Below are 21,520 nucleotides of genomic sequence, written 5' to 3' on the forward strand. Positions count from 1 at the left end.
GTGAGGTTAAAGTTATTAATTAAAAATGCTTAATACATTGATGCTATATGCTTAAATACAATCTTAAACTCTTTTATTGTATAAGAAATAGTTAAAGTTAAATGACTTATCGAATTTTGCCACGTTTGTTAAAAATCAATTTTTTTAATATATGAATCCACATAGTAATAAAAACAAAAATATGATTAAGAGTTTTAGTGGTGATAGGAAGCCTTCGAAGGTTGAGTATATGAGGCACTTTAAATTCGCGATAATCGTTTCTTAAATAATAAGTTTAAAGGGATAATGTGCGAAATTTACACTGTTGGAAAAGGGATCTACCTCTTGAGAGGTCTCTTTCTTTTGAACCCTTATGCATTGAAAAAATCTCCTTGATTCTTTGATATTTTTATAAAGATCAATTAATAAGTAGATTTAATAAATAGATAAGTTAAATCAACGAAGAAATAACTTTGTGTTATTTCACTTACCAAATTAATAGATGATTTTTTAACTTATACATCTAAACGAAATATCAATTCGTGCTTATCTTTTAGCAATTTCCTAAATGACTAAGCAATTAAAATTTTGAAGGTATAAAGCTGAAATTTGAGAATAGATACTTAAATTTCATTAGAAATGTAAAATCAAGGGTTTCGTATGGAAAAGGAAGTATGTTAGAATTCGGGTCAATCAGAATAGAATCTTCATCTAAAAAGAAGGAGAGTGAAGAAAATGGATTTGTTTACAGTCGTAATTATGCTAGGGAATATCTTTATTATCATAGGTGTTTTATATTTTATTTACAAAATGATTCAATGCATTCGACTGAAATGATCCGACTTCACATATATTCTAAAATAAAAAATATTACACATTTTATTATCAAATGAAATGTTTTTAATGAGATGTATTTAAAAGAAGTAATTATAAAAAAAGTATGCGTCGGCGCATACTTTTTTTAATAGAGTGATATAAGAAGACTGATATAAGTTTTTTTATTTTAAGACTAGGCATTCGAGCATTAACAATTCATCATCCAATGACAAGAACTGATTTAACACAGTTGCATGATTGTCTTGAAGTTGAACATTATAAAAATGAAATTGCAACTGATTTTTCAATGAAATCGAAAACGCATTTTATGACGAACTCAGATAGCTTTTCGTCGCGCTCTTATAAGAATAAATCTTGTATAGACTGAATAATTTGTTGAGATTATTCCTTATTAAATCAATCGAACATATCGACACTCTCTATGTTTTCATGATGTCTGAATGACCTAAGAAAACTACAAGGGAAGTTACCTTAAAAATCAGAGTCTATACTTTGCCTTGAAAAATGTACACGTCTTCTTTTAAAACGTTGCTTTTAATTTTTGAAGCATGCCAGCCCAACCCTGGGACATAAAATTACGGACAATACTTTGCGGCTGATTTGCTTTTGGGACTAGATCATCAGCGTTTTTCCATCCCCTGTGTGTCACTGTAAAAACTGTAAGATCGTTAAATGAAGATAGGGAGAAAGTTACGATCCACCCGTCTGCATCCCAACTGAAAGATAATTCTTTTTCTGGCTGTACATTTAACACCGTACAAGGAGATGGGCCAAAAGGAGATTGAAGGTGAAACACATACCCTAGTTGTACAACAAGGTCGTTCGGCATGAACCATTCAGATAAAGAGCGAGCCGTCGAGATATGATTCCACACTTGTGCCATGGACGCATCAATTGAAATTGAGTGTTTAATGTCTTCTACAGGTTGATTCATCGTTTATTACCACCCAATCTTTTTTATGTTATGTAACTTTTGAAGATTGATAAAAGAGAAAAGTGATTCTCCATAAGTTTTCGTACTAGAACTAAGTCAATTATAATCTAAGAATGAGTTTTTATTGCTGCGTTTCTACGATTATCACGATCTAAGTATTCAACATCATTAGCTGAATCACCGGAAGCCAAATAAAATTTTTGAGCTGCTGAAGCATTAGAAAATCACATCAATCACGGTCTGCACTATAAGGATTATACATTAGATAAGCTACTACCTTAGCATTGTCGGATTAAAGACATGTACTTAATTATATGCGAAAGCAAAAATATGAAATAGAAGCCCATCTAATTTTTTAAATAAGCTTCTTTAAGTTAGTCCTTTTTATTAGGTTAAAGTCAATTTAGATCATTAAGGAAGCCAAAGTTTAAAGAAAAAAGTAACTAAGGACTATTTTTAATGTTTTTTAGTATGAGGCAATTATAATACCCAGGCGAATAAATATCATCCGAACAAGTCAACATGAGGCTGATCTTCACTACAATTTTTCCTTTACTAGTTTACCTTGTAATTGATCATGTAGATAAATATGAACACATTGACATTAGAGATGTTAACGCTTCTTATTCAATTGGATTAAAAATCAATATGAATTTTAGATGAAGAGTAATGAACTAAGAAAAGTGCAACTAGCTTAAAGATGTGAAATTTGTTCATGTTTAAGCTGAAAAAAAGTAGGGAATTTCTAAAATGTCAGCATATAAAATTGTTTTTCGTTAGTAAATTATTGTTTTCGCAAATTTATTATGAGGAGGAAAAGAAAATGAGCAGAAAAGAAAATACATTTATCGAAGTATTTAATACCCAAGCGGAAGTTTTAAGTAAAGTAAATGAATTAAAAGTACAAGGTTATGATGAAAGAGATATGTATGTTGTAGCTCAAGATAAACATTCCTTCTCTATGGTAGAGAATCAAACAAACGTTAATGTAGAAACTGCAGGTGAACAGCAGAACCAAGGATTTATGGGGAAATTCATGGCTGCCTTTTCAGATGACTCTTCTACTGAAGCATTTCGAGGAATGGGTTTAACGCATGATGAATCAGAAGAGTATCGTCGTCAGGTAGAGAACGGTAAATTGGTTCTATATGTAGACCACGATTATAATGACTCTTACGAAAAGCACAGTCAAAATTACAATCAGTTTACTGGAGAAACCGAAAACCAATACAATCAAACTGGGGTAGAAGCGAATCAAGATCATAACGATCATCTTGCAGATGTAAATCGGACCCAAGGATACGACCACACATCAGGTACAGATCGGGCGGGTGTCACGGGAATGAATAGTGACACAGAGGAAGAACGTCTCCGCTTGCATGAAGAACGGCTAAATATTGATAAAGAAAAAGTACAAACAGGGGAAGTAAATGTTAGTAAGCATGTAGTGGAAGATAAACAATCAATCGAAGTACCGGTAGAGCGTGAAGAAGTCTATGTTGAAAGACGTAAAGTCGATCAAGATACGTCTGGAACTGACGCATTCGTAGATGAGAACGACTCCATCCATGTACCACTCTCAGAGGAAAGAGTCGTCGTCTCAAAAGAGGATGTAGTCTCTGAAGAAATTGTCGTTGGAAAACGTAAAGTACGAGACACAGAAACAGTTTCTGAAACAGTAAGACGTGAGGAAGCAGATATTGACGAAGGTGACGATATTAAATCCGATCTAGATCGGGAAGACAATAAAAGACTTTAATAGTTACGAACAAAGAGGGGGTAGCTAACCAGCTACCCCCTCTTTGAGGAGAACGGGAGATACTGAACAATTACATGTTCATAGATAAGATTCATCCCAAATATACTTATTCGCAGATAAATTTAACTCTAATCTATATAGTATTTTGACAGCTTACCATAGTGGAATTTGTCAAACTGGAATCATAGACTGGTTCCATAAATGTTTCAATTGAAACAAAGTATTTAATTGTACTAAAAAGATAAAAGAGAAAGGGTACTTTTTCATAAGTTTTCATAATATAGAAGAAAAAAATACAGTAAAAAGGATTAGTTCCAGTCGCATGCGTTTCCATCATTATCACGATCCAAGTCATGAGGATCATTAGCTGGACCACCGGCAGCTAAATAGAAATCTTGCGCAGCTTGAGCACTTGAAAAGTCACCACAATCACGATCTCCACCATAAGGATCGTATTCCAGATCAGTTGTTACTTCTGTTTCTGTTCCTCCTCCTTCTTCGTCTACGTATTCTTCATCAGAAATCTCTTCTGTCATTGTCTCAATACTTGCCAAGGACGATTCGAGTTCATCCACTTTTTCTTCGGCAGCAATCCGTTTTGTTTCTTCTTCCTTCAAGTCACTTTCAAGTTCAGATCGTTTGTCTGATTCTTCTTGATAGCTTTCGACCGTTTGTAAACGTAATTCTTTTTCACGTGATAATTTATCTTTTAACATCTTTGTTTCTTGTTGCTCTTTTTCTAGTTCAAGCTGCGTATTTTTTAAAGATGACTTCAACTGTTTTGTCTCTTTCTTTAGAGTAACTAATACCTCAGTTTCCTCTGAGGTTGATTCTGTTACTGTCTTCTTCGCTTCAGTTCCTTCCACATTGTAGATGCTAATTGCAAAAGCAATAAATACGCCAAGCCAAACGATAGATACCGGATATTTTACTGAATTTCGAAGTCTCGGTTTAAAGTAAAAATATAGACCTAATACGGAAACGATCAATCCGATAACACTCCAAAAGGTAATGGTGAAGAATAGAAGATATACGATAGCAATCACGATAAGCAAAATTCCTTTACGGAAATTCATAAAATTCACTTCCATTTCTAAAAATATATGTACACTTTTTTTATTTTACAGTTGAATAAGAAAAAGCACTATATATAGTAAAAATTATCGTTGAATTTAAATATTTCTTTTAATTAAAGATAACTTTTTGTGAAAGAGTAACAGGTCAGTTTTTCATTGACTTTTTTAAAAATTTTTTCGTCCCTTTGATAAGGAGTCTAACTCTGATCAGTGAAGTGTACATCCCGAGGAGAAAATCGGAAAATGTTCTCCTCCGGCGTAGTTCAAACTTTCTTTTTTAATGCTAATGTTAATGCCAGTGCTAGCATAATATGTTTGATCTTGGCGTACGCTCTGTGGCTGCCGTCAAACGATGAACAAGAACGTAAAGATACTATCACTTAAGAGCGTTTTGGAAACGTCCTTATCGATCGGAGAATGCTATCAGCGGTAGTTAGGTTTTATTAGCATGTATATGCTCAAAGTTCCTTTTTTAATAAAAGAATTGATAAAAAAGATGTACTTTTGAGTGGCCAGTAGGGATCGATTTTTTTGAATTTAGTTTTACGAAGGAACATGAATTTTAGAAGAATTAAAAAGTATAGGTTGTTGTTGTTCTTCTTACTTTTTCATCTAGTATTTATAAGTACTAGGATATGGAGTGTTTTGATTAAGCAATCTAGATTAAACGGTCAATCATAAGCAGATGATTCATTTGCTCATGAGATAGAATACTAATTTTTGATTGCAATCTGGTGATGAGAATATCTAATAAGAACGCAATATTTTTTGAGTCCTTGAATGACTAAATCATTCAAGGACTTTTTGTTTTCCCATATTTATCATTCATACATATAAAAATAAGTAATCAAAAAAAAGAACTATTGAGAACGACAATACAGTGACAAAAGAAAACCAATAAAAAAGCGTTGACATCTAACTGTACTGACCATATCATACAGTTATAAAGTGTATTACTGAATTAATACAGCGTTCACGAGTGAGGTGATGTTATTGCATTTTAATAAACGGATTCCCATTTACCTACAAGTATTGGATTGGTTCAAAAAACGTATCGTCATGGGGGAGTTCAAAAGAGGAGAGAGTATCCCTTCACGGCGAGCGCTAGCTGCTACGCTTAAGATTCATCCGAATACGGCACAAAAAGTGTATAAGGAATTAGAAGAACAACAACTAATCACGACCGAGCTTAATGTACCGAGTAAAGTGACGATGGATCAATCCGTCATCGATCAAGCAAGAACAGAACTTCTTGACAATACGGTCACACAATTTGTCGAGTCGATTCGTGCACTACAGATTTCGCTAGAAGAGGGCCTCATTAATTTTGAAAAAGAATACACCATTCGAAAAGGGAGTGAGCTAGATGCTTGAAGTCCGCGGATTACAAAAATCATATGGTCAAAAAAAGAATGTCTTGAACGATGTATCGTTCACTGTTCCGCTGAATCAACTGACTTGTCTGATTGGATTAAATGGAGAAGGGAAGTCTACCATTTTAAAAGCCATTATAGGTTTGATTCCAGTAGATGCTGGGACCATTACGATAGACGGAGAAAAGAAACAAGATTGCATCACCTTCGTACCAGATTTGTCCACGATGCCAAGTTATATGAGTGTAGGAGAAGCAATCGCTTATATGCGCGACTATTATCCGGATTGGAATCCACAAGTAGCGAATGAGTTAATGGGCTTCTTTAAGCTAGTTCCGACAGATCGAATTGCCAATTTATCTAAAGGGAACAAAGCAAAAGTTAATCTGTTGATTGGCTTCGCGATGAATCGTCCATACTTATTGCTCGATGAACCATTAGCAGGCATTGATTTATTCACAAAAGAACAAATTGCTTGGATCTTCTCGAGTCATTATATGGAGGGCAAAGGCATCTTGATGACGACGCATGAAATTGCGGAAGTGGAACATCTGATCGATCGCGTCATCTTTCTCCAGGACGGTACGATCATCCAAGAGGAAGACTCAGAAGAAATGCGAGAACTTTACGGGAAATCAGTCCAGGATCGAATGAGGGAGGTTTATCAGACATGAAGAAATTCTTAATGCTGTCGAACGAGGAAATTAAACGAAGTCTTAAACTATATATGACGATTTTGATGACGCTGATTATCATCGAAATTACATCCGTCGTGTATCAGATTCTTCATTATCAGTCCAAAATAGAAGATTTAATGCAAAAAGAGCGACTCACAGAAATGCAAGCTGTTGAGCAACTGAATGGTCCATTGACGTTTGGTGACGCGACGAACTATTTCAAGTATGTGATTACACTCGGCATTATGTTTACGATTTTGTACGCTTTTCAGATTTGGTACCGCGATTGGTACGGCGAATCGAAATACATCTATCGTTTATTGATGTTACCAGGTAAACGCATTACGATACTACTCTCCAAACTAATGACAGTGTTGATCTTTGTTTGTGGCTTCCTAGGGATCCAGTGGGTCATTATCATCTTAAGTCATCCGATTTACGAATTGCTATTACCCGACCACTTACAAGTAGTATCAAAAATTACTGGAGAGTCGACAGCAATCAACATGCTCTACACCTTTAACATCATTGACACTTTCGTCATTTTAGCACTCGCGCTCTTCGTCATCACGATCATCTTCCTGTTTGTCTTGACAGAGCGGTCTTATCGGAAAGGAAAGGCGTTACTGACGATTGCCAGGGATGTATCCCTCTTGATTGTGCCATTCATCGCATTGCGTTACGTATTTGATGCAACGAGCATACTCGTTCCGAATCAACAAGTGTTCGTTTATCTATCCTTTATTCTCGCCTATTTTGTATATGTGAGTTGGAAGTGTATTCAATTACTAAACCATAAAGTATCTATCTAAGAGTTAGAAGGAGGAAGCCATGAGACGATACAAAGAAATGATCATCGTTGGGGGCATTGCTGGAGTGACCTTACTCAGTTATTTTGGTTATGCCGCCAGTATTAAAGGATCGGACTATGAGGTCGAAAGTTTACAAAAAGGAACTGCTGAAGAGCTGAAGAGGATCAATATTGAGGTTGAAAATGGAGACATCAAACCGACTCAATACAATGTTCAATTAGACGGTCAGATCACTAGTGAATCGCAGAACTATATCACAAGCTTGTTCAATAATTACGCAGCTGACTTTCCATCCGATTTCTATCGCTTCATTTCAAAAGAAGACGTATTTACGAGTGAGATCGGTCCACGGACGTACGGCATTAAGATGAATGAATCAAAGTTAAACTACCACTCTTATGATAAAAGTACGCAGAAGCAGTTCAAAAAAACATTCGATTACCGTCTCGCTGTACCTGATCGCGAAACGTCTGATGTACGTGTTTTTTATCAGGATGGTATGAACGTATACGTTCAGTGGGATGATCACAGCACGAAAGAAAAGTCGACAGTTCTGTTACTCAACCTTGCAAGAGGAAAGGTCGAGATGCTTCAATCCAAGCAACTTAAAAACAATCGAGAACGGCAGTATGTCGTCGTCAATCCTTATGGAATCGTCTACCGCGAAATTACGTATGACGCGGAAGGGGCAGAAAAAGACAGTGCTTACTATTTAGATAACGGTAAAAGCATCAAGCGTCTCAAAGCACTCGACGCTTACGCAGCAGAGGGCAACTTCAATACCGCTGACGATAATCAATCGTTGATCGCTTATGGGGTGTTTGATTCAGAAAATAGTAAAAGCATCAAATGGAGTACTTATGACTTTAAGACGAATCAAGTCAAGCAACATGAAGTGGAAGGGCAACATACTTATCGTTTCAATGGCTCCTATACGATGATTGCGCAGGATAAGCTATACCACATCGCTAACATCAATGACTCAGACTTCCAGGTCACGGTAGTCGATACGAAAAATGAAACGATTACGTACCAAGGGATCATCAAAGATAAGAATTCTAAAAAAAATCGTCTGATACAAGATGTGACTGTATTGGAGTAATCCTTATCGGGTGATGAATCTGTCTTTTGCGTTTGATATTTAAAGAGGTACTGTTAACGAGTCACTGACATCATCATTGACAGGTGTTTGGAAGACCACTAAAGTGAAGATAACTTAAATAGAATCACTAGGGGTGTTATTAAACTGAGATGAGTAGCTACTCAAACCCTTTGAACCTGAACTAGGTCGTACTAGCGTAGGGAAGTGTAGACTCTGATGAACAAGCGGAGACGATTGTGTCGTTCTTTGCTATGTGATTATTTAGATGTGCGCAACTTTCCTTTTGGAGAGTTGCGCTTTTTTATTTACTACTTCGCTATTTAAGTTTCAAAAATTGATGGAGGAGTGGGGAACAATGACCAGAACGGTTTTAGTAACGGGAAGTAGTCGAGGATTGGGGGCGACGATTGCAAGAGTGTTGGTGAACAACGGATTTAAAGTCGTAATTAATTACTATAAAAGCAAGAATGCGGCAGAGAAACTTGTAAGCGAACTGGGAGTAGAGAATGCTATTGCCTTGTATGCGGATGTCACGAAGCGACAAGATGTCGAGCACTTGATTCAATCAGCCACTACGCATTATGGACAAATCGATGTTGTAGTCAATAATGCATTAGTAGATTTTAAATTCGATCCGATGGCACAAAAAGCGTTTATCGATTTAAACTGGGAAGATTACCAAAAACAACTGGATGGAACACTGAAAGCGGCATTTCATGTCACCCAAAGTGTCTTGCCACAATTCATTGAACGAAATATCGGTAGCATCATCAGTATCGGAACAAACCTCTATCAAAATCCAGTCGTTCCCTATCATGAATATACGACAGCAAAGGCAGGTCTGATTGGCTTTAGCCGTAATCTAGCAGCGGAATTAGGTCAATACGGCATAAACGTGAACGTAGTGTCCGGCGGGTTGTTGAAAGTGACTGATGCTAGTTCTGTAACCACCGCTGAAGTATTCGATTTAATTGCCCAATCGACACCGTTAAAAAGAGTGACGAGTCTAGAAGAAGTAGCACAGTTGGTCGCTTTTTTGGCATCAGAAGCAGCGTCTGGGATTACTGGCCAAAACTTAACCGTAGATGGTGGGTTAACGATGAATTAAAACAGATGTGTTAAAAAGATTGACTATTTATAGGAGAAGGGAGTCATGAACTGAAGATGACGAACAGGAATCAGTTAAATATCGGCGTGTTGTTATATGGATGTGGTCATCACCAAGCCGCATGGTTAATGCCCGACTCTAAAATTGAAGAGATCGGAGAGAGTAGCTATTATCAGCGATTGGCTCAAATAGCAGAATCCGGTTATTTGGACGCTGTATTTTTTGCTGACAATCAATCTTTTCCGGCTGCAAATGCGACTGATTTACCCGCCTTTTGGTTGGATCCTTTAATCAATTTAACGGCTATTTCTCAAGTAACTAACCACATAGGATTAGTCTCAACGATATCAAGCACGTTTTCAAATCCATATACGGCAGCGAGACAATTGCTAAGTCTTGATCACGTGACTAATGGGCGTGTAGGGTGGAACTTAGTGACTTCGATGACGGACTGGGAAGCATTAAATCATAATATGGATGCATTACCTACAAGGGAAGAACGGTATAAAAAGGCGGAAGAATTTGCGATTTTGATGGAGAAGCTATTTTTATCGTGGGATCAAGATGATTTTCTTTCAGATCGATTAGTTAACCGATTAATTGATCCTGAAAAAATTCAACCTATCCATCATACTGGGACCTATTTTAGCGTAAAAGGTCCTTTATCTACTCCGCGTAGCCCCCAAGGGAAACCAGTAGCTATGCAAGCGGGTGCGTCGGAACAAGGGATTGCCCTTGCATCAAGACATGCAGATGCCGTCTATTCTGTGTCATGGAATTTTAGACAAGCGCATGCATTTCGGGAGAAGCTGCAGGGGAAAATCAAACAAACTGAGTCACCAAATCGGAAGATTAAGATATACCCAGGCTTAGTGACGTATGTCGGGAAAACACGAGAAGAGGCATTAGCCAAAAAAGCCGAACTAGATGAAAAATTACCGTTTGAAAATGCGTTGAAACAATTGAGCTTCTTTTTGCAGCAGGACTGCTCCACATGGGATCTCGAAGCAAAGATACCGGTCTTACCATCAATTGAAGAGTTTTCAGGACCCATTGGACGCTATCAAACGATTCTAGAGATTATCGAAGATACGGATCCTACACTAAAAGAACTGCTAGGTTATCTGGCTGCGGGAGGAGGACACTTGACATTGATTGGTACTCCGGCAGAAATTGCGGATCAGATGGGATTTTGGTTTAACGAGGGAGTGGCAGATGGCTTCAACTTAATGCCGCCGTCACTACCATCGAGTTTAGAAGATTTTGTAGATATGATTGTTCCTGAGCTTCAAAAAAGAGGATTGTTTAGAGAGGCGTACCAAGGGACTACACTTCGAGAATATATAGGTTTAGATAATCCTTTATGACGCAACTGATTTAGAAAGCAATAAAAGTATAAATAAAGTACCTATGATTCTAAGATGTATCAAGTTAAGAATTAGGAAGTCGTGCTATTATTTATCTATTTAATAGCTTATATAATATGATTAAGCACAAAAAGTTATACCACATCGCTCGCATTAAAGATTCAGATATCTAAGTTACCGTAGTCGATACGAATAATGAATTGTTATCATGTAATATAATTTGATCAACACATATGAGATTTAGTAATGAAGAATTTATGAATGTTTGCAAATGCGATGAATATACCATTATTTTTAATGAATCTAGTTGCAAATTAAATAGAAATATCACATCGAAGTCTATTTCGGCCAATAACATAAGTGAAAAGTTAGCTTATTATTATGGTGAACTTAATATGATCCATCCGTTCCGAGAAGGGAACGGACGTACACAGAAAATGTTTATTGAAAAAGTAGCAGATAAGCTGGGTTACTCTCTCCAGTTAGAAAAGGTAGACTCTAAGAAATTACTCGAGGTGACGATTGAGTCAGTAAATGGAACTGGAAGACCTTTGAAAAAAGTCTTTGAAGAGGTAATTGTAACCAAACACTTCAAAAGTCAATCTGATCAGTCACATATAAATAGTAAAAGTATTACTTCAACAAATGTAAGCAAAAACAATTATGATTTAGAAAGATGAGCTAAAAAGGAGGGACTAGTATGGATGCGGTCAAGCGATTGAAAGAAGATATTGAGAATAGTGCAGATTGGAATGTAACTATTACAGTTAGTAAAAAAGATCTCGAGAAACTAATTCGTGCGTACGAAGAATTAAAAAAGCAATCTAAGCAAGAGGATAAAACTAAAAAATAAAAAAATGTTAAAGGACTGAGTCAAAGCTTCTTAAGAAGTGAATGATTTGGTTCTATTTTTATAAAAAAATATTATGAGGACTTATGTACTGTTTTGTAGAATCGCACAGTATGGGAATATCAGTGTTTAAAATGTATACCATGTTTTATGCTGGAGCATAAAACATGGTTGTATGAGTGTAAAAGATAACTCCAGCTAAAAAGACGAAATCATCTCTCAGTCACCTTTTCTGTAGTAGATTCAGCCCCTTCAGTTCTGTCTTCAGGACTTTGCCGCGGAGAATCATGAAGTGTTTCAATGTCGAAATGACAAGCTAACACGTGTCCGGTCCGTTCGTGAGGACTGTCTAATGGTTCGGGAATAACCGAGATATTTGACGAACAAGTAATCATGAACTCCTTCATGCGCCTCGATTCCGCGAACTGGTTCATATGTTCAGATACCTCTTCTGTGTAATGAACTGTGACCAACAGCTCTGGGCTTGGTGTTTTCCAATTCTCTTGTTTCAGTATCGCACGTTCTAAAAAAAATTGATGACTGAGTAGTTGGAAATACGTTGGCAACTTGAACCATGCAACGTCTTTCTGATCTAAGTAACCAAGAGTATTTAACTCTGCAGGACTGACAGCTCGGTCTCGCACTCTTGTATTTCTTTGATTCTGGACTTCTTCAAAGCTTCCCACATCATCGCTAACTTTTATTGATATAAATGCTCTTTGCCCTTCATCCATTTTATATATCTTTGAATAGAGAGCATACTTCGGAAATCCTTTGTGAATTGACAGACGAAAACGATCGCTCAAAGCTTCTCGTTCTTCGACATCATTGGTCTCGAACTTAAAATTATCAAATTCAACATGATTTACGAGAGTATACCAATACCCGACACTCGTCGCCGTACCAAGTCTTTTATTTTCCAGACGAATTGATGCTATGTCATTTTTTTCGTTCAGATCATTCGAATCTATCCATTTAACTTTTTCAGACAATGGTGGATGCAGCGGAACATATATCTCTTTCTTCTGGAGCGACAAGAACGATCCATTCTCAACCCGATAGCGTAAGGCGTTTGCCCTTGCTTCTTTCTCTGCAATCTGAAGCGTCGATTCTGCAACTGAAACGGAATCTTTTGCCGCTTTCGCGGAATCCTTTGCCGCTTCTGCCGATTGTTTAGAGTCACCTCGCGCTTCTAAAGCTGTCATGGCATTGATGACGCTCACAATCATGCCACCAGCCACAAATATCAGCGTCGCGATGTCGTTCGCTTTTTCAAAAAAGGTTGCTATCGATCCAATAACAAGTGTAGCTACTAGAACCATAATCGAGGCTGTTATACTGATAGTCGCAAAATTTTTATTCATATCTCACCCCTATTTTTCCTTTAATCATACCAAATCGCCTCAAAACTCGCGTGGATAATTATGATGTAGTGAATCAATTGAATAACTTATGGTAAATGCTTCGAGGTGGAAGTACGACTACTTCTTTTGTAATAGGTAATTTAATAAGGTCTTCGATTCTTACAAAATATATTGGATCATTAGATTTATTTAAATCAACATGAGGATCTTTTGAACAAATACAGGTAGTAGAGTCAAACATCTTGATAATATACACTTCTCCAAGATTTTCTATGGATACTTTCAGCATAGTTTTATTTTTAATTAAAATATTAGTTATCATTCTTCTATACAACATCGAAAGAAGCCAAGCAATAAAAAAGATACCTACGGACATAAGTATAGTGCTAGTCATATTTATGTTTTCAGATATAAACAGCTTCCATAGGATATAAAGAAAGATTAATAAGTAGGTTAAGTAAAAAGCTAATTCTCCTATACTTAGAAAGCGTTTTTTCAAGAGCTGATCGTCGGTTAAAAAAACACTTTCAAAATGGCTTTTTGATACAAGAGACATTCCATAAACAATCAGCGGAGGTAAAGAAAAAACGAATGCGATGATGGCTGATACTTTCATATGAATTTCTTCCTTTCAACTTTTATGAACTAATCTACGAACTTTAAAGTATTAAGTTTCTTTAAAGGTGAGAACTAGAGGTTTGTTTATATAAAACGGTGGTTTGATGTTTAAAAAGATAAAAGATCATAAAACTTTCTATTCTTCGAAAGATATAAAACATTCTTTGAATGGGCATATGAATAAAGAAATCGACCTTATAAGAATGCCGTTTTTAATTACAACTATGGTCTTGCGTTGGAGTTAGGTCAAAGGTTTATTATGGTTTATGAAAGGTAAGGAGGGATAATCGATGAATATCCAAAAGGCAGCTAAAATGTTTGATTTAAGTGTGGATACACTTCGTTATTATGAACGAGTAGGTGTTATCCCACCTGTTCACCGAAATGCTAGTGGATATCGTGACTATAAGACAAACGATCTAAATTGGATTTATTTAGCTAAGAATTTGCGTAGTGCCGGATTAACAGTTGAATCCTTAATTGAGTTTGCCCAGTTGGCCGAATTAAGGAAAACGCAAAATGTAGAAGAAGCTCAGAAGCAGATTTTATTTGATCAGTTGGAGGAGCTGGATAAAAAGTTATCTGTAATGCAAGAAGTGAGGGAGTTACTCGTTTATAAAATTGAAACGTATGACGAGCATATTGCAAAATTCAAGACGGGTGAAATGTCAGCAGATCAAGCCGAAAAATTGTGGGAGTGGAAAAAATAAAACGTTTCCCTTGCTATGGACTTAACTCGAAGGTTTAGGATAAATAATGTAATCGAAATTAGAGGAGGACATCAACATGCAAACAATCAAATTAAATAATGGCGTGGAAATACCACAATTAGGGTTTGGCGTTTATCAAATTCCATTGAATGAAACAGCTGAAGCAGTTTATCAAGCAATCAAAGTAGGATATCGTTTAATCGATACGGCTTCTATTTATGGAAATGAAAAAGAGACGGGCGAGGGAATTAAACGAGCAATTGACGAAGGGCTTGTTACACGCGAAGAACTTTTCATCACCTCTAAGTTATTTATTTTACAAGCACCGGAATCTAAAGCAACTGAAACGATCGAACACTCTATTCATACTATGGGGTTAGACTACCTTGATCTTTATCTTATTCACCAACCGTACGGTGATGTTTATGGAGCATGGAGAGCAATGGTTGCAGCACAAAAAGCGGGTAAATTGCGTGCGATTGGTGTTTCAAATTTCAAAGCAGCTAAGATGATTGAATTCATTGGGCTGAATGAAGTGAAGCCTCAAATCAATCAAATTGAAGTGAACCCTTGGAATCAAAGAATGGAAGATCAAGAATGGCATGAAAAATTTGATGTACAAGTAGAGGCTTGGGCTCCTTTTGCAGAAGGACTTCACGATCTATTCACAAATCCTGTATTAGCAGAAATCGGAGAACAGTATGGCAAAACTATTGGACAAGTTGTGCTTCGCTGGTTAATGCAACGAGGAATTGTCGCACTGGCTAAATCTGTCCGTCCGGAACGAATGGCTGAAAACATTGACATCTTTGATTTTGAACTTTCAAAAGAAGATATTGAAAAAATAGCTGCCTTAGATATGAAAGAATCAGCTTTCTTTGATCATGATGCGCCACAACAAGTTGAATGGTTTATGAATCGTATGGTGGAAACGGAAAAATGATAAAAAATATCCTAATCATTGGTGCAGGTGGACAAATTCCAGAAGTGTTGATACCACTATTGCTAGAACAAGCTGATCTAAACGTAACATTGTTTGGTCGGCGGGCAACTAGTCTATCCTATCCGGACGTGACAAAGATTTCTGGTGATGCAGGGAATGTATCAGAGTTGGTGAATGCCATGAAAAACCAAGAAATTATCTATATGAATTTTGATAATAAAAAAATAACAAGAGCAGTCATTGAAGCCATGCATCAAACTGGCGTTAAGCGTATTATTCAAGCCGGTGTATTAAGCGTGTACGGCGAAGTTGCGGAACCTTTTGCCACATGGAATAGTCGAATGATGGGCGGATCGGTTGCTCATAACCGTGGAGTAGAAGCACTTGAAGCAAGTGATTTAGATTACACGTATATGCGGATGACTTGGTTATATAACGGCAAACGAAAGGATTATGTCGCAAGTCCAAAAGGCGAACCATTTTTAGGCGCTCAAATTACAAGACAGGCGATTGCTCAATTTATTATCGATAATATTATAGGTGAACGAAACGATGTCCGAGCAAGTATCGGATTATGGGAACCTGGATCAGAAAATAAACCGAAACCTGATTTTTATTGATGGATGTAAAACAATCAGTAAGATGAATAGAAAAGGCTGTGACATAGTCCATTATTGTACTATGTCACAGCCTTTTTATAGAGGTGGAAATACGGTACAAAGGTGGCGATTTAGATAATTAAGAAACAATACATTTTCTTGCTAATAACAGTTGTATGCGTCATTATCTTTGGGGTCATTCTTCTATCAAAAACAATAAATGAGAAGGAAAAGGAAGGAACAACTATAAAAAATTCCAAAACATTGATTGTCTATTATTCAAGGACGGGGAATACTAAGGCAGTTGCTGAACTTATCAAAGAAAAAGTGGGGGGAGATCTCGTACAGATTGAAACAAAGGAGGAAAGACCCACGGATTACAGAATGGAAGTAGAACAGAATGCACAAGAACAAGAGGTTGACACCCTACCAGAATTAAAAACAACCATTCCTAACTTTGAGAACTATGATCGTATTTTTATCGGAACGCCCACATGGAACATGGCTTTACCTCAATCAGTAGTTTCATTTTTAGATGGTTATAATTTCAACGGGAAAACAGTGATTCCATTTAACACAAATGGCGGTTACGGTCCTGGCTCAACCTTTAGACAGATAAATGCCGGTACTCAAGGAGCGAAAGTTCTAGACGGATATACTGTAAAAGGGGGAGAAGAAACCAACGGGATCATACTTGCAATTAAAGGTGAAAATAAAGCAAAGGTATCAAAGGAAATCGATGTTTGGCTAGAGAAAATCAAACAATTAAAGAGATAGAAAGAAGTTAGAAAAGTTGAATACAGAAAAATTTGGGGCCATCTTACCAATTACATTACTATCTTACTTTTTAATATTAATGGATAACTCGATTATCTTTACTAGTTCAGTTGAGATGGGAGAAAGCCTGGGCTTGTCTGCCGCAGCGCTCTCCTGGGTATCGAGTGCATATACGCTCACATTCGGAGGCTTCTTACTTCTAAGTGGACGGCTTTCTGATTTGTTTGGAAGAAAACGTGTTTTTTTGTTTGGGCTGTTCATCTTTGGATTCAGTTCACTAATCATAGGTCTATCAAGAACACCTGAGATGGTGATTGCGATGCGTGCGATTCAAGGGATTGGTAGCTCGATTATTGCACCTACAACCCTTGCCTTGATCATAGATGTGTATCAGAACAAGATGAGACAGCGTGCTATTTCTTATTATGGCGCAACAGCAGGAATTGGTTCGAGTGTCGGTTTATTGGTTGGCGGTGGATTGACTAGTTTGATTTCTTGGCGGGCCGGTTTCCTGATCAATGTACCGTTTACGCTTCTTCTGTTTTTCTTAACTGTAAGGTACGTAGAAAATTCAGAACGACGAAAAGAACGCATTGATTATTTAGGTAGTTTATTATCAATCACAGGGCTAATTGGTATCATATATGGATTGGCAGAAAGCAAAGGTGTATTCGTCATTGGCGGTATGTTTATCTTAGGCTTATTCATCTTATGGGAAAGAAGCACTCCATATCCCATTTTGCCATTATCTCTCTTTAAAAATAAGATACGATCTGGTGCCTATGTCACACGGCTTCTATTTATGATGGCAATGTTGCCATTCTGGTTCTTTTTGCCGCAAATGATGCAGAATCAATATGGCTTTTCGGCCTTACAGTCGGGTTTGGCATTTTTACCTCTGACAATCGTCAATTTTATCATAGCCATGCAATTACCACGATTAATCTCAAAATTCGGGAATGGGAAAGTTTTGCTTATCGGTGAGGTGATATTAGTAACTGGGTTGATTTTACTTGCTTTCTCTAATCCAGCCAATGGTTATTGGCGTACTATTCTCATTCCTATGCTGATACTGGGATTGGGGCAAGGACTGATTTTAGCACCGGTCACCTCAGCAGGCGTTCATGAAGCGCCAACTGAACTGGCTGGTATTGCGAGTGGGGTTACAAATACCATGCATCAAATCGGAGGACCGATCGGCTTATCTTTAATTCTCTCGACTACTAATGAGTTTTCTAACAAAATTTGGTTCATGACGTTGTTTACACTTATTTCTATACTGGTGGTTTCTATTTTTGTGACTCAAAAGAAGTATTGATTACTTTCGAACAGAGCAAAAATGATTAAATTAATAATTAAGAAAAAAATCTACAGTTATTGAAATTGTTACCTATATGACAAAAAGATGAACTAACACTTCACCTCTAGGGGAGAGAACGCTAAAAAAGCAATCTCTCCCTTTCAATTTTTCAAAATCAATTTAAAAAAGTTAAATACTGATTTTCTCTAGAACTGAAAATCAAAAAATCATTATATAAAACGGTCGTTTAATATAAGATTGATACGTGTGTGAAATTCAAAAAAAATCCTCCTGGTCTCAGCCTAAGAGAATCTTCAAGAACTCATCACTCAATGTGTACAGCATCTGTTTCTTCTTTTTCAAGGATTGTTACTAATTTATAGAAACTTGTTTTTTTGATTCCAGCTTCTTGCATGGCTTTGACTGCCGTTATTTCTTTACGTTTCCATTTCCGATAGACTTCTCTGAACTCATCTGAAACTAAAACTTTTGGTCTTCCAAACTGAACACCATTTTGTAGAGCCAAGTCGATGCCTTCCCGTTGTCGTTTTCGAATACGCTGTCTTTCTTCCTCAGCCATCCAAGAAAGGATCTGCAATACTAAATCTGCAATGAATGTCCCCATGCTGTCTTTATATTGAGTAGTATCGAGTAATGGCATATCTAATACAATGATGTCAGCTTCGATATTTTTGGTTAAATCGTTCCACTCTTGAAGGATTTCTTCTTTGTTGCGACCGAATCGATCGAGTGAATGAATGCACAACACATCACCTTTTCGGATAATTCGTTTGAGTAACTGGTAATTTGCGCGCTCAAAATTCTTTCCACTTTGTTTATCGAGATAAATGTCGCGCTCGTTAATGCCGACTTTTTTCATGGCCTCTAGTTGTCGACCTTCATTTTGATCTTTACTACTGACTCGTATGTATCCAAATTTACGATTTTCCATAATTCACCTCGAAAACGATTTTCTTCCCTCATTATACCCGAAATCAGTTCGTAAAAGTATGTGTAAAAATGCGGACGTCCGGAAATTGATTTAATACTTTTTCGGACGTTATTTTGATATGGAAGGTGATGATTTTCATGTGTCCGTAAAAGTGTACTTTTACGAACGTTGGGTAACATCATGCGTACGGGGATAAAAACATATGCTACAGAAATCATGTAAGGGAAAAAATGAATGATAAGCATTCTCATAACAGGCTTTAATCGTAATGTGGGTTTTGCAATCAGTCATGCGTGGAAATCAGAATCGAATTTTCTACAAAAATTTAAAGAGTAAAATGATACGTTTAATAAAATTCTTTTCATTTTTAATTTTATAGATTGATAAATTTTATTAATTAAAATATTAAAAGAAATAAAATTTCGGAAGTAAAAAGGTAGTTTTGATTTTTATTGTAAAAATTAAAACTACCTTTTATTGAAATTAGGACAAAAAATTAAAAAAATAAAACTATTTGTGAACTGCTTACGTTATCTATGATTATGTCAAAGCGACTGGTGCCAAGGATGAAGACGCCAAACAAAAAGCCTTAAAAGAACTCGACGAATACCGCGTCGAACAAGCAGCCTTCCTCGACAAGGCAACAGAGGGGCGTCTGAAAGCTGCTGATTTAGAGGGTGGATTGAAAGTCCATATCACGCAATTGTTGACTTCGTTTGATAGTTATGTCGCGGGCGACTATGATGCCACATACAGCAATCTGCGTATCGCCATCGAGCATATGTATATGGTGGGTGAAGGATTGTCCGGCGCCATCGTCGATCAATACCCAGATAAATTCAAAAATACGAAAGTCGATACACCGGCAGCGGATCTCCGTGCCGGACTGAACCGAAACTTCTCAGAACACGCAGCGCTTGCGATTCTGACGATGCAAAAAGGAATCGACGGTGCGAAGGACTTTGACGCAGCGGCCGGTGCCTTGAACGAAAATACAGACGATCTGTCCGCTTCGATCGGGTCAGTGTACGGTAGCGAAGCCGCACAAGAGTTCAAGAAGATTTGGTCGAGCCATATCGGTTACTTCGTCGATTATGTCAAAGCAACAGGCGCGAAAGACGAGGAAGCACGCGACATGGCCGTTCAGGAACTGGATGAGTACCGCGTCGAACAAGCCGCGTTCCTCGATGCCGCAACGGAAGGTCGCTTGAAGTCGAAAGACTTGGAAGAAGGACTCAAGGTCCACGTCGATCAACTGTTACTGGCGTTCAACAGCTACAATGAAAAAGATTACGACAAAACGTACCCGGCGATCCGTGAAGCCTACGGTCATATGTACGGTGTCGGTGAAGGAACAGCAACCGCAATCGTCGATCAGTTCCCGGATAAATTCAAAGGCGCACCAGCCGGTATGCCGAATACCGGTCTTGGTGGAGCAGCTGAAACACAATCTTCAGCTGGCATCCTCTGGTCATTACTCGGAATCGCCGCTGCGTCAATCCTCGGATTCTTCGTACTCCGTCGTCGTCCTCAGCAATGAACGTAAAAAGAAAAGATGATGTCCGAGGACATCATCTTTTCTTTTTTTTAGGTTACAAATAGTTCATTGGGTTGACACTATTCGCTGCAGAATAACTGCTGTATTTATAACTGTTTTTATGAATCTCAAAGTGCAAATGATTTCCGAACGAGTTTCCTGTATTCCCAACTGTACCAATCTTCATACCTTTAGAGACTGTCTGACCACTTTTTACCGAAAGGCTGTTCATATGAGCATAAACGGTTACGTATTTTTGATTCTGTAGACTATGTGAAATCATAACGTGTTTACCGTACGCACCGCTGTTTTTAGATGTAGTGACTTTTCCACTGGCAGAAGCGTAGACGGGTGTGCCTTTTGCTGCAGCTAGATCAACGCCATTATGGAATGTATAACCGTAAGCACCATTAGAGTTTCCGTATCCTTGGGTCAGCCGACCTTCTGTAGGAGAAGCAAAAAGAGAGTTATTATATGATGTTTTTTTGGCAACGTGGCTCTTATATTTTTTTAGGTAAGAACTATAGATATACCGTGTGTTTCCTTTGTAAAGTACTTTTGTCCAAGCTCCTTTTTTTCCTAAATAAGAAAAGGTCTGCCCAGTGTTAGTGATGCCGACAATTTTGTGATTGAGAGAAGGACCAGTCCGAACACGAAGATCGTCTGTCTTCACTTTTACGTTATATGCACTACTTGCTTCGACTTTTGGACTATGCATCGAAAAAGTTGTTGTGAGTAAGACACTAGAAGCGATAAGTATTACCTTGTTTTTCATTAGTTGTACTCCTTTAAAGATAAAGATACAGTGACGAACGATTTGTTAAAAGGAGTATAGCATCACTATAT

General features: G+C 37.4%; 21 protein-coding genes, 1 pseudogene and 1 riboswitch. Of the genes and pseudogenes, 16 read left to right on the plus strand and 6 right to left on the minus strand.

Translation table 11 applies throughout. The features are described from left to right. Positions 1–1,336: 1,336 nt before the first annotated feature. A complete protein-coding gene (locus KNQ07_RS11870) occupies positions 1,337–1,750 on the minus strand; it encodes an SRPBCC family protein (protein ID WP_214766873.1) in 414 nt (137 codons plus the stop codon). Positions 1,751–2,573: 823 nt separating this feature from the next. Here KNQ07_RS11870 and KNQ07_RS11875 point away from each other — a divergent pair. Next, positions 2,574–3,509, plus strand: coding sequence for a YsnF/AvaK domain-containing protein (locus KNQ07_RS11875; RefSeq protein WP_214766875.1), 936 nt, complete (start codon positions 2,574–2,576; stop codon positions 3,507–3,509). A gap of 308 nt (positions 3,510–3,817) precedes the next feature. Here KNQ07_RS11875 and KNQ07_RS11880 read toward each other — a convergent pair whose 3' ends face one another. Further along, positions 3,818–4,585 carry an excalibur calcium-binding domain-containing protein gene (locus KNQ07_RS11880; RefSeq protein ID WP_214766877.1) on the minus strand — a complete coding sequence of 256 codons (768 nt, stop codon included), beginning with the start codon at positions 4,583–4,585 and terminating at the stop codon, positions 3,818–3,820. Positions 4,586–5,572: 987 nt separating this feature from the next. Between KNQ07_RS11880 and KNQ07_RS11885 the strand changes: the two genes are divergently transcribed. The 9 genes and pseudogenes from KNQ07_RS11885 (at position 5,573) to KNQ07_RS11920 (ending at position 11,877) form a co-directional block, all read left to right on the plus strand. Further along, entirely contained in the window at positions 5,573–5,959 is a 387-nt protein-coding gene (locus tag KNQ07_RS11885; RefSeq protein WP_214766879.1) for a GntR family transcriptional regulator, read from the plus strand. Beyond that, a complete protein-coding gene (locus KNQ07_RS11890; protein ID WP_214766881.1) occupies positions 5,952–6,632 on the plus strand; it encodes an ATP-binding cassette domain-containing protein in 681 nt (226 codons plus the stop codon). Before KNQ07_RS11885 ends, KNQ07_RS11890 begins: the two co-directional genes overlap by 8 nt. Further along, positions 6,629–7,447, plus strand: coding sequence for a hypothetical protein (locus KNQ07_RS11895; RefSeq protein WP_214766883.1), 819 nt, complete (start codon positions 6,629–6,631; stop codon positions 7,445–7,447). The genes KNQ07_RS11890 and KNQ07_RS11895 overlap by 4 nt, the downstream gene beginning before the upstream one ends. A gap of 19 nt (positions 7,448–7,466) precedes the next feature. Beyond that, positions 7,467–8,549 carry a hypothetical protein gene (locus tag KNQ07_RS11900; protein ID WP_214766885.1) on the plus strand — a complete coding sequence of 361 codons (1,083 nt, stop codon included), beginning with the start codon at positions 7,467–7,469 and terminating at the stop codon, positions 8,547–8,549. 119 nt (positions 8,550–8,668) lie between these two features. After that, a riboswitch (TPP riboswitch) is annotated at positions 8,669–8,769 on the plus strand. Between the two features lie 135 nt (positions 8,770–8,904). Beyond that, complete coding sequence (locus KNQ07_RS11905) at positions 8,905–9,657, plus strand: 3-oxoacyl-ACP reductase (RefSeq protein ID WP_214766887.1); 753 nt, start codon at positions 8,905–8,907, stop codon at positions 9,655–9,657. Positions 9,658–9,713: 56 nt separating this feature from the next. After that, positions 9,714–11,024, plus strand: coding sequence for an LLM class flavin-dependent oxidoreductase (locus KNQ07_RS11910; RefSeq protein ID WP_214766889.1), 1,311 nt, complete (start codon positions 9,714–9,716; stop codon positions 11,022–11,024). 257 nt (positions 11,025–11,281) lie between these two features. Beyond that, positions 11,282–11,461, plus strand: a pseudogene (locus KNQ07_RS16340) (Fic family protein); the annotation flags it as partial. Further along, positions 11,462–11,704: a hypothetical protein gene (locus KNQ07_RS16345; RefSeq protein ID WP_251139536.1), complete on the plus strand. Its 243-nt coding sequence runs from the start codon at positions 11,462–11,464 to the stop codon at positions 11,702–11,704. 20 nt (positions 11,705–11,724) lie between these two features. Continuing rightward, a complete protein-coding gene (locus KNQ07_RS11920) occupies positions 11,725–11,877 on the plus strand; it encodes a hypothetical protein (protein WP_214766893.1) in 153 nt (50 codons plus the stop codon). Between the two features lie 209 nt (positions 11,878–12,086). Here the strand turns inward: KNQ07_RS11920 and KNQ07_RS11925 are convergent, their stop codons facing one another. Continuing rightward, a complete protein-coding gene (locus tag KNQ07_RS11925; protein ID WP_214766895.1) occupies positions 12,087–13,238 on the minus strand; it encodes a hypothetical protein in 1,152 nt (383 codons plus the stop codon). A 73-nt stretch (positions 13,239–13,311) separates the two neighbouring features. Next, positions 13,312–13,854 carry a DUF485 domain-containing protein gene (locus KNQ07_RS11930; RefSeq protein ID WP_214766897.1) on the minus strand — a complete coding sequence of 181 codons (543 nt, stop codon included), beginning with the start codon at positions 13,852–13,854 and terminating at the stop codon, positions 13,312–13,314. Positions 13,855–14,146: 292 nt separating this feature from the next. Here KNQ07_RS11930 and KNQ07_RS11935 point away from each other — a divergent pair, with 292 nt between their 5' ends. From KNQ07_RS11935 to KNQ07_RS11955, 5 genes are all read left to right on the plus strand, one after another. After that, positions 14,147–14,566 (plus strand): MerR family transcriptional regulator, encoded by a 420-nt coding sequence (locus tag KNQ07_RS11935; protein WP_114597395.1) that lies wholly within the window; start codon positions 14,147–14,149, stop codon positions 14,564–14,566. A gap of 76 nt (positions 14,567–14,642) precedes the next feature. Beyond that, positions 14,643–15,509: an aldo/keto reductase gene (locus KNQ07_RS11940; RefSeq protein ID WP_114597394.1), complete on the plus strand. Its 867-nt coding sequence runs from the start codon at positions 14,643–14,645 to the stop codon at positions 15,507–15,509. Next, a complete protein-coding gene (locus KNQ07_RS11945; RefSeq protein WP_214766899.1) occupies positions 15,506–16,129 on the plus strand; it encodes an NAD(P)H-binding protein in 624 nt (207 codons plus the stop codon). Before KNQ07_RS11940 ends, KNQ07_RS11945 begins: the two co-directional genes overlap by 4 nt. A gap of 138 nt (positions 16,130–16,267) precedes the next feature. After that, positions 16,268–16,885, plus strand: a complete 618-nt coding sequence (locus KNQ07_RS11950) for a flavodoxin family protein (protein ID WP_251139537.1) — start codon at positions 16,268–16,270, stop codon at positions 16,883–16,885. Between the two features lie 16 nt (positions 16,886–16,901). Next, positions 16,902–18,203: an MFS transporter gene (locus KNQ07_RS11955; protein WP_251139538.1), complete on the plus strand. Its 1,302-nt coding sequence runs from the start codon at positions 16,902–16,904 to the stop codon at positions 18,201–18,203. 307 nt (positions 18,204–18,510) lie between these two features. On the opposite strand, the gene KNQ07_RS11960 is transcribed toward KNQ07_RS11955, so the two are convergent. Beyond that, complete coding sequence (locus KNQ07_RS11960) at positions 18,511–19,137, minus strand: recombinase family protein (protein WP_214766900.1); 627 nt, start codon at positions 19,135–19,137, stop codon at positions 18,511–18,513. Between the two features lie 682 nt (positions 19,138–19,819). Between KNQ07_RS11960 and KNQ07_RS11965 the strand changes: the two genes are divergently transcribed. After that, entirely contained in the window at positions 19,820–20,677 is an 858-nt protein-coding gene (locus tag KNQ07_RS11965; protein WP_214766902.1) for a hypothetical protein, read from the plus strand. Between the two features lie 52 nt (positions 20,678–20,729). Here KNQ07_RS11965 and KNQ07_RS11970 read toward each other — a convergent pair whose 3' ends face one another. Beyond that, positions 20,730–21,449 (minus strand): peptidoglycan DD-metalloendopeptidase family protein, encoded by a 720-nt coding sequence (locus KNQ07_RS11970; RefSeq protein ID WP_047392554.1) that lies wholly within the window; start codon positions 21,447–21,449, stop codon positions 20,730–20,732. Between the last annotated feature and the right edge of the window lie 71 nt (positions 21,450–21,520).

The organism is Exiguobacterium sp. s145, assembly GCF_018618835.1.
Classification (GTDB): domain Bacteria; phylum Bacillota; class Bacilli; order Exiguobacteriales; family Exiguobacteriaceae; genus Exiguobacterium_A; species Exiguobacterium_A artemiae.